This window comes from Nocardioides convexus, from assembly GCF_011090295.1.
This window is the reverse complement of sequence record NZ_JAAMYA010000001.1, coordinates 2,388,303-2,405,095: the sequence shown is the minus strand read 5'-3', so window position 1 is coordinate 2,405,095 and position 16,793 is coordinate 2,388,303. Positions and strand designations below refer to the sequence as shown.

The window sequence follows — 16,793 nt, the reverse complement described above, 5'->3', positions numbered from 1 at the left end:
AGTACGGCTTCAGCGCCTCGGCCGAGCACCCGCGGCTGGGTGCGGTGCGCACGCCGTGGAACACCGAGCACACCGCCGGGGCCTCCAGGCTCCGGCTCCGGCGCGCTGGTCGCCGCGGGCGCCGTCCCGATCGCCCACGCGAACGACGGAGGCGGCTCCATCCGCATCCCCGCCTCGGTCAACGGCCTGGTCGGGCTCAAGCCCACCCGCGGCCGCCTGGCGCAGGACAAGCAGTTCCGCGACATGCCGATCCGGATCGTCTCCGACGGCGTGCTCACCCGCTCGGTGCGCGACACCGCGGCGTTCTACCGCGAGGCCGAGCGGATCCACCGGGCGCTGGAGCCTGCCGCCGATCGGCGACCTCACCCGGCCGATCAAGCGCCGGCTGCGGATCGCGCTCAACACCACCGGCGTCGGCCGCGGCGCGGACCCCGAGACCACCGCGCTCACCGAGCAGACCGCGGCGCTGCTGGAGAGCCTGGGGCACACGGTGACCGAGTCCGACGTACCGGTCGGGCCGGGCTTCGCCGACGACTTCCTGCTCTACTGGTCGATGCTCTCGCTGGTGCTGCTCACCACCGGCCGGCCCGCCCACGGGCGGAGCCTGGGTCAAGGCCCAGCACGACAACCTCACCCTCGGGCTGGCCCGGCACGCCCGCCGCAACCTGCACCGCCTGCCCGGCGCCATCGCCCGGCTCAAGCGGGCCAACGCCCAGGCCGAGCCTGCACTACGAGAAGTACGACGTCGCGCTCACCCCGACGCTCGCCACCGCCACGCCGCGGGTCGGCCACCTCGACCCCACCCAGTCCTACGACGTGGTGATCGACAAGGCTGCAGGACTGGGTCGCGTTCACGCCCTGGCAGAACATCACCGGCGCCCCGGCCATCTCGCTGCCCCTTGCCACGACCGCCAGCGGGCTGCCCCAGGGGATGATGTTCGGGGCCGCTCCGGGGCACGAGGCGCTGCTGATCGAGTCTCGCCTACGAGACTCGAGGAGGCGGCGCCGTTCGCCCGGATCCAGGGCTGATCGAACGAAAACCGGCCGCGAATTTCGCACCCCCCAGGGCGCGTGTATCGTTCTGCGGCGTTGCCCCTTTAGACCAGTCGGCAGAGCGTCTCCATGGTAAGGAGAAGGTCTACGGTTCGATTCCGTAAAGGGGCTCTGGGAGCAAGGGTTCGCCGAACCGGCCGCGAAGGCGGTCGGGGACGCGAGTGCCCTGACCCCCTGGCGGGGTAAACTCAGGTGGTTAGAGCACACGGCTCATAATCGTGGTGTCGCGGGTTCGAGTCCCGCCCCCGCTACGCCAGATGACGAAGCAGCACAGCAGTACCCCCGAAGACGCATCCAGAAGGACTTCCCGTGGCCAGCAAGAGCTCTGACGTTCGCCCCAAGATCACGCTTGCCTGCGTGGACTGCAAGGAGCGCAACTACATCACGAAGAAGAACCGGCGCAACGACCCCGACCGCATCGAGCTTGTCGAAGTTCTGCCCGCGTTGCCGCAAGCACACCGCGCACCGCGAGACCCGCTGATCCCAGCGCTCTCCGAGCGCTCCGAACGACCCGCCTCCCCTCAGGGTGGCGGGTCGTCGTCGTTCTCGAGACCCGCTCCGACTCGCGAGTAGCCGAACGCCCGGACTAGGGTCGTCGGCATGCCGATCGACGCCGACCTGGTCGGCCGCGCCTTCCCCCGACCCCGCCGCGCGCCGTCACCGCGGAGGCCGTCGCGGCCTTCGCCAGCGCCGTCGGCGGGCCGCCGGACGGGCCGGTCCCGCCGACCTTCCCGATCGTGGTCACCTTCGCCGCACTGCAGGACTTCCTGGCCGCCGAGCAGGTCGAGCTTTCCCGGATCGTGCACGGCGACCAGCGCTTCCGCTACGCCCGCCCGGTGGTGGTCGGGGACGAGCCTGAGCGCCACGCTCACCGTCACCGGCGTCCGCTCGATCGGCGGCAACGACATCGTCAGCACGTCCAGTGAGATCACCGACGCCGGCGGCGCGGTGGTGTGCACCGCGACCGCCACCCTGGTCCACCGCGGAGGTGCAGCATGAGCGCGCTCGTCCCCGGCGCCGAGCTCGCCCCACGCAGCCTATGACATCACCCGCGCCGACCTCGTCGCCTACGCCGCCGCGAGCGGGGACCACAACCCGATCCACCAGGACGAGGAGATCGCGCTCGCGGTCGGCCTGCCGGGCGTGATCGCGCACGGGATGTACACCCTCGCGCTGGTCGGCCGTGCGGTCGCGGAGTGGACCGGCGACGCCGAGGTCGTGGAGCCTGGGCGCGAAGTTCGTGGCCCCGGTCGTCGTACCCGCCCGGGGGGCGGCGCGGGTCACCGTCGCCGGCACCGTGGGCGAGCGCACCGACGACGGACTGCTGGCGCTCGCGCTGCAGATCACCGTCGACGGCACGAAGGTGCTCGGCGCGCCCAAGGCGATCGTCCGTGCCTGACCCGTCGCTGGCGGAGCTCACCACGCTGCGCCTCGGCGGCCCCGCCGCCCGGTACGTCGCCGCCCCCGACGCTGACGCCCTGGTGGCGGCCGTGTCCGAGGCCGATGCCGCGGGAGAGCCGGTGCTGCTGGTGGGCGGCGGCAGCAACCTCGTCGTCGCCGACGAGGGCTTCGCCGGGACCGTCGTGCACCTGACCGGCGGCGGCGTGCAGGTCGCCGACGACGGCTGCGGGGTCGTGTCGGTGACGGTCGCCGCGGGGGAGCCGTGGGACGACCTGGTCGCCCGCGCGGTCGGCGAGGGCTGGACCGGCGTCGAGGCGCTCTCCGGCATCCCCGGCACCACCGGCGCCACCCCGGTGCAGAACGTCGGCGCCTACGGCCGGGAGGTCGCCCAGACCATCGCCCGGGTCCGGGTGTGGGACCGCGTGCTCCGCGGTGAGCGCACCTTCTCTGCCGCCGAGTGCGCCTTCGGCTACCGGCACTCGCGGTTCAAGGCCGACCCCGGCCGCCACCTCGTGCTCGAGGTGACCTTGGACTTCCACCCCGGCGACCTCTCCGCCCCGGTCGCCTACGCCGAGCCTGGCGCGCACCCTGGACGTCGAGATCGGAGAGCGCGCCCCGCTGGCCGAGGTCCGTGCGGCGGTGCTCGGCCTGCGCCGCGGCAAGGGCATGGTGCTCGACGCGGCGGACCACGACACCTGGAGCGCGGGCTCCTTCTTCACCAACCCCTTCGTGGAGGCGGGGCAGGTGCCGGACGGGGCGCCGTCGTACGCCCAGCCGGACGGGCGGGTCAAGACCAGCGCCGCGTGGCTGATCGAGCACGCCGGCTTCGGCAAGGGCTTCGGGCTGGACCGGCCGGGCGCCCGGGTCTCGCTGTCGACCAAGCACACCCTCGCGCTGACCAACCGCGGCGGCGCGAGCACTGCTGGTTTGCTGGACCTGGCCCGCGAGGTGCGCGCCGGGGTGCGTGAGCGGTTCGGGATCACCCTCGTCAACGAGCCGGTGCTCGTCGGGGCCCGTCTCTAGATCCCGTTGAAGGCGGCGGCGATCAGCGCGATGAACGCCACGACCAGGACCACCGCGATCACCGCCAGCACCGTGCCGACGATGCCGGTGATCAGCCCGCCGAGGGCGACCCCGTCGCCGGTGTAGCGGCGCGGGTCGGCGCGGATCTGGCGCCGGGCCCAGATGCCCAGCCAGATCGCGATCGGCGAGCACACCGCGCCGACGATCGTGACGATGAGGAAGGGCACCAGGAAGAGCGAGACCAGGCCGATGATGCCGAGCACCAGCGAGGTGACGGCGAGCGGGTGCGTGGGGGTGCCGTAGGCTGCCGAGGTACTGCGACGGCACGCCATAGGGCAGGGGGGCCGGGGTGATCGTCGGCTCCGGACGCGTGTCGCCCCAGGCCGGCGCGTCATAGGCGGGGTACGCCGGCTGGGTCGGCCCGCCCCCCGACGGCGGGGTGAGGGGCGGCTGGTCGCTCATGGGCACAGCGTGCCACCCCGCGTCCGCCCCGAAACTCAGCCGGCTGCGGGGTCGGCGGGAGCGGCGAGCCAGGCATCGATGTCGCCCAGCGCCCGCTCGCGCAGGTCCTGCGGCGCCCGGCTGGCCCGCAGCGACATCCGCGCCGACTCGGCGAGTCTGGTCGTCGCAGAAGCTCGTGCGCGGCCCGCATGGTGGCGTACTGGCCCGCGAGCCGGGAGCCGAACAGCAGCGGGTCGTCGGCGCCCAGGGCGACCGTCGCGCCCGCGTCGAGCAGGGTCGGCAGCGGCACCGAGGTCAGGTCGGAGTAGACCCCGAGCGCGACGTTCGAGACGGGGCAGACCTCCAGCGCGACGCCCGCGTCGACGATGCGGCGCAGCAGGTCCGGGTCCTCCGCCGCCCGTACGCCGTGCCCGAGCCGGCCCGCGTGCAGGGAGTCCAGGCAGGTGCGGATGTGCTCGGGCCCGCGCAGGCTCGCCGCCGTGCGGGGCGAGCAGCAGCCCGGCCCGCTCGGCGATCGCGAAGGCGCCGGCGAAGTCCTCGGTGCGCCCGCGACGCTCGTCGTTGGAGAGCCCGAAGCCGACGACCCCGCGGTCGACGTACTGCGCGGCGAGGCGGGCCAGCGTGCGGGCGTCCAGCGGGTGCCGGGTGCGGTTCGCGGCGATCACCACCGCCATCCCGAGCCCAGTCAGCGCCGATGCCTCGCGCACCGCGTCCAGGACGAGGTCGGTGAAGGCGGTGATCCCGCCGAAGCGACCGCCGTAGCCGCTGGGGTCGACCTGGATCTCCAGCCACCGGCCGCCGTCACGGACGTCGTCCTCGGCCGCCTCGCGGACCAGCCGGCGCACGTCGTCCTCGGTGCGCAGCACCGAGCGCGCCACGTCGTAGAGGCGCTGGAAGCGGAACCAGCCCTTCTCGTCGGCGGCCGTCAGCTGCGGCGGCCAGTCCTCGGCGAGGGCGTCGGGCAGTGCGATGCCGTCCCGCTCGGCGAGACTCGAGGAGGGTGGTGTGGCGCATCGACCCGGTGAAGTGCAGGTGCAGGTGCGCCTTCGGCAGAGCAGACAGGTCACGCACGGTAGCCATCGTAGGGGCGCCGAATGTAACGTCGAGCGGCCCGGCGTCCAAGAGGGGACATGACTGACCACCAGCAGGCCGATCCGGGGGACGTCCACCGCATCGGCGGCGACCCGGATGCCTTCGAGGCGTTCTACCGGGAGCACCTCGACACCGTCCAGCGCTTCGTGGCCCGCCGGGTCGCCGACCCGTACCTGGCCGCCGACCTCACGGCCGACGTCTTCCTCGCCGCCGTCGAGGCGGCGGCAGGCTACCGGGCCGACCGCGGCAATCCCGCGGCCTGGTTGACCGGGGTGGCGCGCAACGTCGTGGCCGCGGAGTTCCGCCGCCAGGGCCGCCAGCGCACCGCGGTCCGCAAGATCGCCGGCCGGCGCCTGCTCGAGACCGACAGCCTGGGCCGGATCGAGGAGCGGATCGACGCCGAGCGCGAGACCCGGCGCCTGTACGACGCCCTGGCGGTCCTGCGACCGCGCGACCGCGCACTCATGGAGCCTGGTCGCCGTGGAGGGGATGTCGGTCACCGACGCCGCAGCCGTGCTGGGGGTGAAGCCGGCCACCGCGCGGGTCCGGCTGCACCGCAGCCGGCGCCTGGTCCAGTCCCACTTGCTGCCGTCGACCGCGACCGCAGCCCTCGTCCCGGAGGTTTCCCCATGAGCACCACCCGTCCGCTCGACCACTTCGAGCAGTCCCTGCTGGCAGAGCCTGCGCAGCCACGTGGCTCGCCGCGGCGCCGCCCCCGCACCCCGCCGGCGCCGGCTTGCCGCCGCCGGTGCGGGCGTGCTCGCCGCGGCCTCGATCGGGGTCGGCGCGATCGTGCTGCGGCCCGACCCGTCGTTCGCGGTGACGCAGGAGGCGAACGGCGACATCGTCGTCACGCTCACGCGTCTCGACGACGCCGCGGGCCTGGTCCGCGCCTTGGCCGAGCACGGGGTCGAGGCGGAGGTCGGAAGCGACCCCGGCCGTTCCTCCCTCGAGATCCGCGCCGAGGACGCTGCTCCCGGGCAGAAGGACACCGTGACACCCGGCGAGCCCGCCGCGTCGGCCCCGCTCACCTGTGACCTGATCGGTGTCGAGACACCACCCAGCGGCGGCGTGAGCTTCCGTCTGCCCGCAGCGGCGGTGGACGCGGACGTTCCGCTGCTGATCCAGGGCGACGCGGGCGACGACTACTCCTCGATCACCGTGGCGTGGGAGGACTCCGTCTGCTGACGCCCCCGAGGAACCTGCGCCGGTCCGGCTTTGGACCCGTGTGGGTGGGGTGGGTAGAGTCACCCTCTGGTGGATCTTCCACATGATGAGTCACGCCCTGATGACGTCGGGCCTGCTCGTCAGGCGGAGGCTCCGAAGGGCACTAAACCAATTGGCAGAGCATCGGCCTCCAAAGCCGAGGGTTGGGGGTTCAAGTCCCTCGTGCCCTGCAAGAGATGACCACGAAGAAGGAAGGGTGAGCACCGTGTCGGATGCCCCGGCAGTCCGCGGAGGCCGCAAGGACTCCTCGGGTGGCAAGCAGCCCGAGAAGCGCACCGGTCCGGTGACCTTCTACCGCCAGGTGGTCGCCGAGCCTGCGCAAGGTGGTCTACCCCACCCGCGACCAGGCTGGTGACCTACTTCTTCGTCGTCCTCGCGTTCGTGCTGGTGATGATCGCCCTGGTGTCCCTGCTGGACCTCGGGCTGGGCAAAGCTCGCCTTCCAGGTCTTCACCGGCGCCGACGACATCTGATCCCGCCTTCCGGCGGGTCGGTGAAACATTCGGACAACTGATGGAGCAGCACGTGTCGGAGCAGTACGACTCGGCCCCCGAGATCGACGAGGCGGCCGACCAGGTCGAGGCCGTGGAGTCGGCCGAGGAGGACGCCGTCGAGGCGACCGCCGAGGCGGACGCGACCGACGAGACGGTGGAGGTCGACGAGACCGTCGACGTCGAGGGCGCCGACGAGATCGCGGCCACCGAGGACGAGGCTGCGGCCGAGACCGAGGACGACGCCGAGGACGAGACCCCGGCCGAGGACGAGGACCCGCTCGAGGCGTTCCGCCGCGAGCCTGTGGGCCAAGCCCGGTGACTGGTACGTCGTGCACACCTACTCCGGCATGGAGAACCGGGTGAAGCAGAACCTCGAGAACCGGATCCACTCCCTCAACATGGAGGACTACATCCACGAGATCGTGGTCCCCACCGAGGAGGTCGCCGAGATCAAGAACGGCCAGCGCAAGATGGTCAAGCGCACCGTTCTCCCCGGCTACGTGCTGGTCCGCCTCGACCTCACCGACGAGTCCTGGGCCGCGGTGCGGCACACCCCGTCGGTCACCGGCTTCGTCGGCCACAGCCACCAGCCGGTGCCGCTGAGCATGGACGAGGTCGAGAAGATGCTGGCCCCGGCCGTCGTCACCGCGGCTGCTGCCGAGGCCGAGGCTGCCGCGGCCGCCGGTGGTGGGGGCGGTGCCGCCTCGACCCCGGCCAAGAAGCCGGTCGAGGTCGCCGACTTCGACGTCAGCGACTCGGTGCTCATCGTCGACGGCGCCTTCGCGACGCTGCACGCCACGATCACCGAGATCAACGCCGAGGCCCAGCGGGTCAAGGCGCTCGTGGAGATCTTCGGCCGGGAGACCCCGGTCGAGTCTCTCGTTCAGCCAGATCCAGCGGGTCTGAATTTCGCGTCCGCGCCCGCGCGCGGAAGAATGTCTGGGTTGCCCCGCTCCGGTGGGGGACGCAGGTGGCAGAGACGTACGTCGTACGCCTCGTCATGACCACGAGAAGAAAGAGATTGAGGAATGCCTCCCAAGAAGAAGATCGCCGCACTCGTCAAGGTGCAGGCTGCAGGCCGGCTCGGCCACCCCGGCGCCGCCGGTCGGTACCGCGCTCGGTCCGCACGGCGTCAACATCATGGACTTCTGCAAGGCGTACAACGCGCAGACCGAGTCCATGCGCGGCAACGTGATCCCCGTCGAGATCACCATCTACGAGGACCGGTCCTTCGACTTCATCACGAAGACGCCGCCGGCCGCTGAGGCTGATCAAGAAGGCCGCCGGCCTCAAGAAGGGCTCGGGCGTCCCGCACAAGGAGAAGGTCGGCAAGGCGACGACCGACCAGGTGCGCGAGATCGCCACGACGAAGGCTCCCCGACCTCAACGCCAACGACATCGACGCCGCGATGAAGATCGTCGCCGGTACCGCCCGCTCCATGGGCGTCACCGTCGAGGGCGCCTGATCCACCGTGGAAGGGCCGCGCTGGCCCGCTGACCACACCTCCTCTTCGAGTTAAGGAACCACCATGCAGCGCAGCAAGACCTACCGCGCGGCTGCCGAGACGTTCGACAAGAACGAGACTCCACGCGCCGCTCCCCGCGATCAAGATCGCGAAGAACACCAGCAAGAAGAAGTTCGACGAGACCGTCGACGTGGTCATGCGCCTCGGCGTCGACCCGCGCAAGGCGGACCAGATGGTCCGTGGCACGGTCAACCTGCCGCACGGCACGGGCAAGACCGCCCGCGTCCTCGTCTTCGCCAACGGCGACAAGGCCGAGGCCGCCCGTGAGGCCGGCGCCGACCACGTCGGTGGCGACGAGTCGATCGACAAGGTCGCCGGCGGCTGGATCGACTTCGACGCCGTGGTCGCCACCCCGGACCTGATGGGCAAGGTCGGTCGTCTCGGCCGCGTCCTCGGCCCGCGCGGCCTCATGCCGAACCCCAAGGTCGGCACCGTCACCCCGGACCCGGCCAAGGCCGTCTCCGACATCAAGGGCGGCAAGATCGAGTTCCGCGTCGACCGCCACGCCAACCTGCACTTCATCATCGGCAAGGCATCCTTCTCCGAGCAGCAGACTCGCGGAGAACTACGCCGCCGCCCTCGACGAGGTGCTGCGGCTCAAGCCGTCCAGACCCAAGGGCCGGTACCTGAAGAAGATCACCTTCTCCACCACGATGGGCCCCGGCATCCAGGTCGACCCCAACCGCGTCAAGAACGTCGCGGTCGAGGACGAGGCCTGAGCCTCCCACCGTCGTACGACGCCCGCCGCTCCCTCCGGGGAACGGCGGGCGTCGCGCTTTCGGGCCGCTGCCTAGGGTGTGCGTCATGCGGCGACTGCTCGGGGCGCTCCTGCTCACCTCCACCCTGCCGTTCGCGGCGTGCACCGACGACGCGCCCGACCCGGTCGCCGACGTCCCGGCGCCGGTGACCGAGCCCAGCGGCACCACCGCCCCACCCGGTCTCGACGAGGCCTCGGCCGGTTGGGACGAGCGGCCAGACGGCCCCTCCCCGACGCCCGACGCGCAGGCTCGACGACGCCGCGCTCACCGCGCTGCTGCGCACCCGCGCCTCCGTGCCGGGCGGCGAGCGCTCCTGCCGCCCGGACCAGGTGCGGCTCTCGCTGGAGTCCTTCGACGCGGCCGCCGGGCACCGGTTCACCCAGGTCGTGGTCCGCAACACCTCCGCGGACACCTGCGTGCTCGAGGGCATCCCCGGCATCGGCGTGCGGGGGGAGTGGGGGAAGCGGTTCGTGCCCGAGGTGCGTCCCGACGACGGCCCCACGGGCGGGGTGCGCTCGAGCGTGGTCGAGCCTGGCGCCGAAGGGCCGGGCGGTGGCCGCGCTGGAGTGGACCGGCGCGCTCGCCGGCGCGCAGTCGGAGAAGGCCTCGCTGCTCGTCGTCCAGGCTCGCCGGCGCTCAGGTGCCGGTGCCGGTCCCCGCACGCATCCCGGACAGCCCCGGGCCGCTCGACATCGGCATGTTCACCACGCTCGACGTCTCGCCGTTCGTTCGGGGTTCCTGACCTCTTCCTACGGTTCTTGACCGTTGCAACGGCCAGGAACCGTAGGAATCCCCCGGTAGGCGGGTATTCCTGCAGGCCTAGGCGGTGAGCTTCTCCAGCGCCGCCAGGCTCGACGCACACGGCCACCCCGGCCATGGCCGCCTCCACCTCGGCGAGCACCGGGAAGGTCGGCGCCAGCCGGATGTTGCGGTCGTTGGGGTCGTCGCCGTGCGGGAAGGCCGAGCCGGCGGGGGTCAGCGCGATGCCGGCCTCCTTGGCCAGGGCGACCACGCGCGCCGCCGTACCGTCGAGGACGTCGAGGTTGACGAAGTAGCCGCCCGTCGGCACCGTCCACTCGGCGATGCCGAGACCGCCGAGGCGGCTGCTCAGGGCCTCCTCGACCGCGGCGAACTTGGGCGCGATCAGGTCGCGGTGCTTGCGCATGTGCGCCCGCACGCCGTCGGCGTCGCCGAAGAACTCGACGTGACGCAGTCTGGTTGACCTTGTCGGGGCCGATCGCGGCGAAGCCGAGGCGCTGGAGGTACCACGCCCGGTTCTCCGCCGACGTCGCGATCACCCCGACGCCGGCGCCGGCGAAGGTGATCTTCGAGGTCGAAGCGAACATGATCGGCCGGTTCGGGTGGCCGGAGGCGGCGGCCGGGCCGAGCGCGTCGGCGCTCTTGGCCTCGTCGTCGGTGAGGTGGTGCACGGCGTAGGCGTTGTCCCACAGGATCCGGAAGTCCGGCGCCGCGGTCGGCATCGCCATCAGGCTCCGCGGCCACCTCGGCCGAGCAGACCGCGCCCGTCGGGTTGGCGTACGTCGGCACGAGCCACAGCCCCTTGACCGCCGGGTCCTCGACGAGTGCCCGGACGGCGTCCACGTCGGGCCCGTCGGCGTTCATCGGCACGGTCACCATCTCGATGCCGAGCTCGGCCAGCATCGTGAAGTGGCGGTCGTAGCCCGGTACCGGGCAGATGAACTTCACGACCGGCTCCTCGCCCCACGGGCGCGGGGAGTCCGGGCCGCCCTTGAGCAGCATCGCGGTGATGACCTGGTACATCATCGTCAGGCTGGAGTTGCCGCCCGCGACGATCGCGGAGGCGTCCACGCCGAGCAGGTCGGCGAAGATCTCGCGGATCTCCGGCAGCCCGTCCAGGCCGCCGTAGTTGCGCACGTCCGTGCCCGCCCGGTCCTTGTACGACGTGGGCAGGCGCAGCAGGTCGTTGGACAGGTCGAGCCTGGTCGGCGCCCGGCTTGCCTCGGGTGAGATCGAGCTTGAGGCCCTGGGACTTCAGGGCGTCGTAGTCGCCGCGCACCGTCGCCAGACGCGCGGCGAGGTCGTCGGCGGACAGGTCGGCGAGGGGCGTCGAGTTCGTCACGGGTCCATCGTGCCGCATCCGCCCCCAGAACCCCTGACCGCATCCGGTCACGCCCCGCCCCGGCCCGTTCAGCCCACTTCTGTGCCGCTTCCGGACAGGTGAGCATCGGTGCACCGATCCGATGGCGACCGAGGAAAGAGAGGGGGAGCGATGCTCACGTACTCCGTGATGCTGCCGTTCTCGACGACGAAGCCCGACCAGGCTGACGCCCTACGCCTCGATGGTCGAGTGGACCGCGGTCCACCGGCTGTGGCAGGGCCAGTCGGTCGTCATCGAGCCGCACCAGGCCTTCGCCCACGCGGCCGGCGCCGGCCTGCGGATCCCGCTCGGGCTCGCGGTGACGCTGATGCCGCTGCGCCACCCCTTCGAGGCGGCTGTGCAGGCGGCGTCGCTGGCCCGGACCACCGGCCAGCCGCTGGTGGCGGGCTACGGGCCGGGCCCCAAGCCTGTTCCAGCAGATGCTGCGCGGCAAGCCCTACGAGAGCCAGGCTCGGCGCCGTGCGGGAGTACGTCACCGCGATGCGCGGGCTGCTGAGCGGCAAGCCGATCGCCCAGGACGGGGAGTACTTCACCTGCCACGGCTCGCTCGGTGTGGCGAACCCGCTGGTCGAGATCGGTCTCGGGGTGCTGCGGCCGCGCATGGCCGAGCTGGCCGGTGAGGTCGCGGACGTCGCGATCACCTGGCTGACCCCGGCCTCCTACATCCGCGACACCATCCGGCCGGCGCTGGAGGAGGGCGCCCGCAAGGCGGGCCGTCCCGTGCCGCGAATCGTGGCCGCCGTACCGATGGCGTTGGAGCGGCACGGCCGTGAGCCGGCCGAGGTCGCCCTGGCGAGCAATGCCGCGCACCTGCGCGGCCCGCACTACCAGGACATGTTGGCCAAGGCCGGCGTCGACGTCGCCGGCAAGGAGCCGATCGCGGCCGCCGCTGCGCTCGTCGAGAGCGGCGCCTTCCTGAGCGGCGACCTCGACGGCCTGGTGGCGGGACTGAAGGAATTCGAGGACGCGGGCGTGGACGAGGTGGCCCTGAACTTCACCGGGGTGCAGAACAAGTCCGGCCCGCGCAAGGCGATGGAGGAGCCTGAGGCTCGTGCTCAAGGAAGTCGGGGTGTTGTGAGATGACCGCACAGGCTGGAGGCGCCCACCACGGGCGCGACGCGTGAGGTGAAGGGCAGCCGCCGCACGCTCAAGACGTGGGGCTCGGGCCTGGTGAGCGCCGACGTCTTCGAGTCGGGCCTGGCGCCCTTCGGCGACACCTCCGCCGTCGTCGTGCTGGACCGCGCCGAGCACCTGCCCGGCGTCCTCGACAGCGGCGTCGTCGGCGCCGACAGCCGGGTCTTCGTGCCCCGTGCCGAGGACAGCGGACCGAGCCCGCTCGTGATGGGCTACGAGGGCTCGCTCAGCGACCCCGGCGGCGAGGTCCAGGTCGGTGCGTCCTTCTTCCTGCAGACCCAGGACTACGGAACGAGCGAGTACCTCTCGCTGATCGGTGCGACCCTGGTCCGCGTCGTCGACGAGGCGGACTTCGAGACCTTCCTCGACGACGCCGACCGGGCCCGTACGACGGGCGTCTTCCCCGAGTTCCTGACCCACCACCTGGTGGCGCTGTGCGACGTCCCCGCCCTGGGCGGCCGGTACGCCGAGGACGGCCCCTCGCTGCGCCTGTTCGTCGACGTCAACGGCGCGATCTCCACCTCGCCGAGCGGTCTGCGGCTGGGTGAGGTGGGCGACGACTTCGCCACCTTGGAGAAGGAGTGGCTGCGGCTCAACGGGGCCGGTGGTTCGCCGTGCTCGGTGTGCCTGGGCGCGGCGATCCCGGACGAGGTACGGGTTCCGGCGATCACCGCCCGACCGTGGCTCTCGCGCTACCACGACGCGATCGCCGGGGTTCGCCACCTCCGCGGGCGGGAGATCGGCTTCGACCACGAGATCCAGGTCTCCGGCTTCGGTGGCCGGATGACGCCGGAGCTCGCCGAGGTCGTCACGCCCGCCGACGAGCGGTCCGGTGCGCCGACCCTGCTGTGGACCGCCGATGCGGCGTTCGTGCACAGCCCGCTCACCGACCGCGTCTTCCGGTTGGAGCGCGAGGCGGGCGCGGTGGTCGAGCGGCTGATGGTGCTCGGATCCGTCGAGGCGGCGGCGGGCCCGGTGCCCGAGGAGACGCTGCTGCAGGTCCGCGACTTCTTCGCCCGCGCCGGCCTCCCCCTCTGCGACTGAGGCCTGCCATGACCGTCACGGGAACCATCGAGCGGGCGCTGCGCGGCAGCGCGGCGTCGGCGCTGGAGGGGCGGCTCGGCGAGTCTCACCCTCTGCGACCTCTACGACGCCGCGGGCGCGGCCGTCTACCACGACACCGGCTCGCTGGACCCGACCGAGATCCGTGAGCCTGGTGCGGCTGGTCCGCGCCACCGCCGGGCCGATCCTCGAGCTCGCGGCCGGCTCCGGCCGGCTCACCCTGCCGCTGCTCGGGATGCGCCGTCCGCTCACCGCGGTCGAGTCTCTCGCCGGACATGGCCGCGATCCTGCGCGCCGAGGGCGCGCGTGCCCGTGGCGGCGACCAGCCTGGAGGTCCTCGAGGCGGACATGAGCGACTTCGACCTGGGCCGCACCTTCGGCGTGGTCGCCCTCGGCGCCTCCTCGATCGCACTGCTCGACCCGGCCGGCCGCCAGGGCCTCTACGCCTGCGTGCGCCGCCACCTCGCCGCCGACGGCGTCTTCCTGCTCTCGGTCGCGCACACCCTGGAGACCGACGGCGGCACCTGTGACGACACCTACGACGTGCAGGGCCGCTCCGGCCGGGCCTACCGGATGCACCAGTTCTGGCAGCCCGGTGAGGACCACCGCACGGTCTGCGTCTACCCGCTCGACGGCGAGTCGCCCGCCTCCCCGGTGTGCCTGAGCGCGCCACGGGTGATGGACCGCGACCTCGTGGTCGCAGAGCCTGGCCGAGGCCGGCTTCACGCTGCGCGCCGAGCACCCGGTCGCCGGTCCCGGCACCGTCGTGCGCGACGTCTTCTTGGAGGTGGTCGCGTCGTGACCGCGCTGTGGCCCGCCCTGCTGCCACCCAGCCGGCACGGCGACGACGACCTGTGCCTGCGCGGCGCCTCCGGCGTGCGGCTCTCCTTCCTCGACGGAAGCGAGCGGCTGTGTGCCACCAGCGGGCTGTGGAACGTCAACCTCGGCTACGGCAACGAGGCGATCGCGAAGGCGGTCGGCGAGGCGACCCGCGACGCGTCGTACCTCGGGGTGTTCCGGTGGGAGAACGACCGGGCTCGCGAGGCAGCGGACCTGCTGTGCGAGGTCGCCGGCAGCGGCCACTTCGGCAAGGTGCTGTTCAGCACCTCCGGCGGCGCGGCCAACGACCTGGTGATGAAGTCTGGTCCGCCACCACCACGCGCTGCGCGGCGACACCCGCCGACGCCTCGTCGTGGGGCTGCGCGACAAGCCTACCACGGGCTGATGTTCGGCAGCGCCGCGCTCACCGCCGACGACCTCGGCCAGCAGGCTCGTACGGCGTCGACCGGCGCCTGGTGCGCCACGTCCCGCCCAACGACGTCGACTCGCTCGCCCGGCTGCTGGAGCGCGAGGGCGCCCAGGTCGCGGCCGTCGTGGTCGAGCCGGTGCTCGGCACGGGTGCCCTCCCCCTCGCCGAGGAGTACGTCGCTGCGCTGGTCCGCCTGCGCGACGAGCACGGCTTCCTGCTGGTCGCCGACGAGGTCGCCACCGGCTTCGGCCGTACGGGTGACTACTTCGCCTCGCAGACGTGGCCCGGCCGCCCGGACGTGATGGTCACCTCGAAGGGCCTGACCAACGGGACCTGTGCCGCCGCCGCGGTCCTCGTCTCGCACGAGGTGGCCGATGTCTTCGCCTCCGCCGACGCGGTGCTCGGTCACGCCGAGACCCAGGCCGGCACGGCCACCACGGCCGCCGCGATCATCGCCACCATCGAGCAGATGGCCGGCCTGGACGCGGTCGAGCGCGGTCGTGGTGTGGCCCGCCTGCTCGATGCCCGGCTCGACCGGCTGGTCGCCGACGAGGCCGCGGTGACCGGCCACGACGGGCGCGGCTGCTTCCGCGCGGTGACCGTCGCCGGCGCCGACGGGCGCCCGATCGCCGGCACGGACGTGGCCGACCTGGTCACCGCGATCCGCCACGCCGGCGCGGTCGTGCACCCCGGGCCGCACGGCTTCCAGGCTCATCCCGGCCCTGGTCTACACCGAGGCCGAGGTCGACGAGCTCTTCGGCTGTGTGCGTGCGGGTCTGGCCGCCTTCGCCGGGGGAGGGAAGCGCTGATGTACCCCGACCGGCCCAGCGTCACGCTCGACGGCACCGCCGCCCTCGGTCCCTGGCTGCGCGAGCGCGAGGTCGCCGGCACCGCGCTGCTCCTCGTCGACGACGGCGTCACCGGCACCGCGATCGAGGACGCCGTGATCGACGAGCTGCGCGCCGCCGGCACCAGCGTCGAGCGCCGGGTGGTCTCCGCCCGCGGCAGCGCCGTCCACCCCGCGGAGCGGCACCGCGTCGTCGTCGGCGTCGGTGGCGGCGGTGTGATCGACCAGGCCAAGGCTCACCTGCCTGCTCGGCGGCGGCGACGGCGCCCGGCGGCGGCTCGGCGCGGCCCAGCGCTGCGGGCTGGTGGCCCTGCCCCGCGACGTACGACGGCGCCAGCACCTGGTCCTCGTCCCCACCACCGTCGGCACCGGCGCCCACGTGAGCCCCAACGCGTGCCTGGAGGTGCGCGGCGCCAAGCGGCTCGTCAACGGCGACTGCCTGCGCGCCGACGCCTCCGTGCTCGACCCGGCGGCCGTCGCCGCGCTGCCCGGTTGGCTGCTCGCCGAGGGCGCGCTGGAGAACCTGGCCCGGGTGGCTGGGGTCTTCGTGGGCGACGAGCGCGACGTACCGGTCGCCGACGCGCTGGTCGAGGACGTGGTGCGCGAGGTCGTCCGGCTCGGCTACCGCGCCGACGACAGCATGGACGCGGCCGGGCGCACCGCGCTGCTCGCGATGAGCGGGCGCACCCACGGCGCCGATCTCGTCGAGGACCGCGCGCTCTACATCGACAAGTGCTGGCCGCTGGCCAACGAGGCTCTCGACCGGCCTCGGCATCCGCAAGGTGCAGGCCATCGCGATCGTGCTGCCCGCGCTGTGGCGGGCCATCGAGGCCGGTACGACGGCCGCGGGCTCCGCACGCCGGCTGGCCCGGCTGTGGGACGTGGTCCGTGCGGCCGCCCCGGTCGACCTGCCCGTCGCCGCCGGCGCCGGCCTCGACCGGCTGGTCGCCGACTGGCGGATCGCGACCACCGGGCACCGCCCGGACGACGACCTCGTGGACCGGCTCGCCGCGGGCGCCGTCCGCGCGTGGGGGGCGGGGCTGCCGATGCTGCGCGGCCTCGACCACGCCGACGTCGCCGCGCTCTACCGCGACGGGCTGCGGCGCGACCAGGACTCCGGGACCGCGACCGCGGTGCCGGCCGGATCGAGATGAGAAGGGAGGTGTATCGGATGTTCCACGAGGACGCTCCCCTGGGTCTCGCCATCCAGGAGATGGAGGCCCAGGACGCCCCGGGCTGGGGTACCGCCATCAGCGCCGTCACCGGCGCCACGCTCGTCACCGCCGTCGCTTACACGTGATCGGCAGTGATCCCCACCGCTAGAGA

17 protein-coding genes, 3 tRNA genes and 11 pseudogenes are annotated in these 16,793 nt (G+C 72.8%); 26 read left to right on the top strand and 5 right to left on the bottom strand.

Features of this window, described 5'->3' with window-relative positions; translation table 11 throughout:
• Positions 1-39 precede the first annotated feature (39 nt).
• The 5 genes and pseudogenes from G5V59_RS18070 to rpmG all read left to right on the top strand — a co-directional run.
• A pseudogene (locus tag G5V59_RS18070) lies at positions 40-312 on the top strand (amidase family protein); the annotation flags it as partial.
• Between the two features lie 520 nt (positions 313-832).
• A complete protein-coding gene (locus G5V59_RS18065; protein ID WP_341351246.1) occupies positions 833-1,129 on the top strand; it encodes an amidase family protein in 297 nt (98 codons plus the stop codon).
• Positions 1,092-1,164 (top strand) — tRNA-Thr (locus G5V59_RS18060). Before G5V59_RS18065 ends, G5V59_RS18060 begins: the two co-directional genes overlap by 38 nt.
• A 65-nt stretch (positions 1,165-1,229) precedes the next feature.
• Positions 1,230-1,304: transfer RNA gene (locus G5V59_RS18055), tRNA-Met, on the top strand.
• A gap of 58 nt (positions 1,305-1,362) precedes the next feature.
• Positions 1,363-1,534, top strand: a pseudogene (rpmG, locus tag G5V59_RS18050) (50S ribosomal protein L33).
• Between the two features lie 105 nt (positions 1,535-1,639).
• On the opposite strand, the gene G5V59_RS18045 reads toward rpmG, so the two are convergent.
• Positions 1,640-1,798 carry a hypothetical protein gene (locus tag G5V59_RS18045; RefSeq protein WP_278257396.1) on the bottom strand — a complete coding sequence of 53 codons (159 nt, stop codon included), beginning with the start codon at positions 1,796-1,798 and terminating at the stop codon, positions 1,640-1,642.
• Here G5V59_RS18045 and G5V59_RS18040 point away from each other — a divergent pair.
• The 4 genes and pseudogenes from G5V59_RS18040 (at position 1,791) to G5V59_RS37015 (ending at position 3,477) form a co-directional block, all read left to right on the top strand.
• Positions 1,791-1,979 carry a MaoC family dehydratase N-terminal domain-containing protein gene (locus tag G5V59_RS18040; protein ID WP_278257395.1) on the top strand — a complete coding sequence of 63 codons (189 nt, stop codon included), beginning with the start codon at positions 1,791-1,793 and terminating at the stop codon, positions 1,977-1,979. The genes G5V59_RS18045 and G5V59_RS18040 overlap by 8 nt on opposite strands.
• Before the next feature lie 118 nt (positions 1,980-2,097).
• A pseudogene (locus G5V59_RS18035) lies at positions 2,098-2,262 on the top strand (MaoC/PaaZ C-terminal domain-containing protein); the annotation flags it as partial.
• Positions 2,250-2,969 (top strand): annotated as a pseudogene (locus G5V59_RS37020) (FAD-binding protein); the annotation flags it as partial. The pseudogenes G5V59_RS18035 and G5V59_RS37020, both read left to right, overlap by 13 nt.
• A gap of 151 nt (positions 2,970-3,120) precedes the next feature.
• Positions 3,121-3,477, top strand: a complete 357-nt coding sequence (locus G5V59_RS37015; RefSeq protein ID WP_341350971.1) for a hypothetical protein — start codon at positions 3,121-3,123, stop codon at positions 3,475-3,477.
• Here the strand turns inward: G5V59_RS37015 and G5V59_RS18020 are convergent.
• From G5V59_RS18020 to G5V59_RS18010, 3 genes and pseudogenes are all read right to left on the bottom strand, one after another.
• The gene (locus G5V59_RS18020; protein ID WP_278257393.1) at positions 3,474-3,809 is read right to left on the bottom strand and encodes a DUF4190 domain-containing protein; all 336 of its coding nucleotides are present in this window, start codon (positions 3,807-3,809) and stop codon (positions 3,474-3,476) included. The genes G5V59_RS37015 and G5V59_RS18020 overlap by 4 nt on opposite strands.
• Before the next feature lie 59 nt (positions 3,810-3,868).
• Positions 3,869-4,369 carry a hypothetical protein gene (locus G5V59_RS18015; protein ID WP_278259914.1) on the bottom strand — a complete coding sequence of 167 codons (501 nt, stop codon included), beginning with the start codon at positions 4,367-4,369 and terminating at the stop codon, positions 3,869-3,871.
• A gap of 100 nt (positions 4,370-4,469) precedes the next feature.
• Positions 4,470-5,006: pseudogene (locus tag G5V59_RS18010) on the bottom strand (adenosine deaminase); the annotation flags it as partial.
• A 63-nt stretch (positions 5,007-5,069) separates the two neighbouring features.
• Here G5V59_RS18010 and G5V59_RS18005 point away from each other — a divergent pair.
• The 10 genes and pseudogenes from G5V59_RS18005 to G5V59_RS17970 all read left to right on the top strand — a co-directional run bounded on the left by G5V59_RS18005 (position 5,070) and on the right by G5V59_RS17970 (position 9,777).
• Positions 5,070-6,068, top strand: a complete 999-nt coding sequence (locus G5V59_RS18005) for a sigma-70 family RNA polymerase sigma factor (protein ID WP_278257392.1) — start codon at positions 5,070-5,072, stop codon at positions 6,066-6,068.
• A gap of 287 nt (positions 6,069-6,355) precedes the next feature.
• Positions 6,356-6,428: transfer RNA gene (locus tag G5V59_RS18000), tRNA-OTHER, on the top strand.
• Positions 6,429-6,454: 26 nt separating this feature from the next.
• The gene (locus G5V59_RS17995) at positions 6,455-6,613 is read left to right on the top strand and encodes a hypothetical protein (RefSeq protein WP_278257391.1); all 159 of its coding nucleotides are present in this window, start codon (positions 6,455-6,457) and stop codon (positions 6,611-6,613) included.
• A complete protein-coding gene (locus G5V59_RS17990; protein WP_278257390.1) occupies positions 6,610-6,771 on the top strand; it encodes a preprotein translocase subunit SecE in 162 nt (53 codons plus the stop codon). Before G5V59_RS17995 ends, G5V59_RS17990 begins: the two co-directional genes overlap by 4 nt.
• Before the next feature lie 11 nt (positions 6,772-6,782).
• Positions 6,783-7,657, top strand: a pseudogene (locus tag G5V59_RS17985) (transcription termination/antitermination protein NusG).
• A 51-nt stretch (positions 7,658-7,708) separates the two neighbouring features.
• Positions 7,709-7,924 (top strand): annotated as a pseudogene (locus G5V59_RS37010) (hypothetical protein); the annotation flags it as partial.
• An 88-nt stretch (positions 7,925-8,012) separates the two neighbouring features.
• Positions 8,013-8,081: pseudogene (locus tag G5V59_RS37005) on the top strand (50S ribosomal protein L11); the annotation flags it as partial.
• Between the two features lie 18 nt (positions 8,082-8,099).
• Positions 8,100-8,249, top strand: a complete 150-nt coding sequence (locus tag G5V59_RS37000) for a hypothetical protein (RefSeq protein WP_341350970.1) — start codon at positions 8,100-8,102, stop codon at positions 8,247-8,249.
• A gap of 31 nt (positions 8,250-8,280) precedes the next feature.
• A pseudogene (gene rplA, locus G5V59_RS17975) lies at positions 8,281-8,996 on the top strand (50S ribosomal protein L1).
• 85 nt (positions 8,997-9,081) lie between these two features.
• Complete coding sequence (locus tag G5V59_RS17970; RefSeq protein WP_278260312.1) at positions 9,082-9,777, top strand: hypothetical protein; 696 nt, start codon at positions 9,082-9,084, stop codon at positions 9,775-9,777.
• Between the two features lie 111 nt (positions 9,778-9,888).
• Here the strand turns inward: G5V59_RS17970 and G5V59_RS17965 are convergent.
• A pseudogene (locus tag G5V59_RS17965) lies at positions 9,889-11,154 on the bottom strand (aminotransferase class I/II-fold pyridoxal phosphate-dependent enzyme); the annotation flags it as partial.
• A gap of 184 nt (positions 11,155-11,338) precedes the next feature.
• Between G5V59_RS17965 and G5V59_RS17960 the strand changes: the two are divergent.
• The 7 genes and pseudogenes from G5V59_RS17960 (at position 11,339) to G5V59_RS17930 (ending at position 16,790) form a co-directional block, all read left to right on the top strand.
• Positions 11,339-11,671, top strand: coding sequence for an LLM class flavin-dependent oxidoreductase (locus G5V59_RS17960; RefSeq protein WP_278259913.1), 333 nt, complete (start codon positions 11,339-11,341; stop codon positions 11,669-11,671).
• Complete coding sequence (locus G5V59_RS17955; protein WP_278257389.1) at positions 11,635-12,258, top strand: LLM class flavin-dependent oxidoreductase; 624 nt, start codon at positions 11,635-11,637, stop codon at positions 12,256-12,258. Before G5V59_RS17960 ends, G5V59_RS17955 begins: the two co-directional genes overlap by 37 nt.
• 42 nt (positions 12,259-12,300) lie before the next feature.
• Positions 12,301-13,353 (top strand): daptide biosynthesis RiPP recognition protein, encoded by a 1,053-nt coding sequence (gene mpaB / locus G5V59_RS17950; RefSeq protein ID WP_278257388.1) that lies wholly within the window; start codon positions 12,301-12,303, stop codon positions 13,351-13,353.
• Between the two features lie 8 nt (positions 13,354-13,361).
• Positions 13,362-13,520, top strand: a complete 159-nt coding sequence (locus G5V59_RS17945) for a hypothetical protein (RefSeq protein ID WP_278257387.1) — start codon at positions 13,362-13,364, stop codon at positions 13,518-13,520.
• Entirely contained in the window at positions 13,517-13,723 is a 207-nt protein-coding gene (locus G5V59_RS17940; protein WP_278257386.1) for a hypothetical protein, read from the top strand. Before G5V59_RS17945 ends, G5V59_RS17940 begins: the two co-directional genes overlap by 4 nt.
• Positions 13,720-14,613 (top strand): annotated as a pseudogene (locus tag G5V59_RS36995) (aminotransferase class III-fold pyridoxal phosphate-dependent enzyme); the annotation flags it as partial. The gene G5V59_RS17940 and the pseudogene G5V59_RS36995, both read left to right, overlap by 4 nt.
• A gap of 53 nt (positions 14,614-14,666) precedes the next feature.
• Entirely contained in the window at positions 14,667-16,790 is a 2,124-nt protein-coding gene (locus G5V59_RS17930) for an aminotransferase class III-fold pyridoxal phosphate-dependent enzyme (RefSeq protein ID WP_278257385.1), read from the top strand.
• The last annotated feature ends 3 nt before the right edge of the window (positions 16,791-16,793 follow it).

Bases quoted from the DNA above. Each gene is read 5' to 3' on its own strand.
- G5V59_RS17970 (WP_278260312.1), top strand. From the start codon at position 9,082: ATGCGGCGACTGCTCGGGGCGCTCCTGCTCACCTCCACCCTGCCGTTC.
- G5V59_RS18005 (WP_278257392.1), top strand. From the start codon at position 5,070: ATGACTGACCACCAGCAGGCCGATCCGGGGGACGTCCACCGCATCGGC.
- G5V59_RS17945 (WP_278257387.1), top strand. From the start codon at position 13,362: ATGACCGTCACGGGAACCATCGAGCGGGCGCTGCGCGGCAGCGCGGCG.
- G5V59_RS37015 (WP_341350971.1), top strand. From the start codon at position 3,121: ATGGTGCTCGACGCGGCGGACCACGACACCTGGAGCGCGGGCTCCTTC.
- G5V59_RS18020 (WP_278257393.1), bottom strand. From the start codon at position 3,809: ATGGCGTGCCGTCGCAGTACCTCGGCAGCCTACGGCACCCCCACGCAC.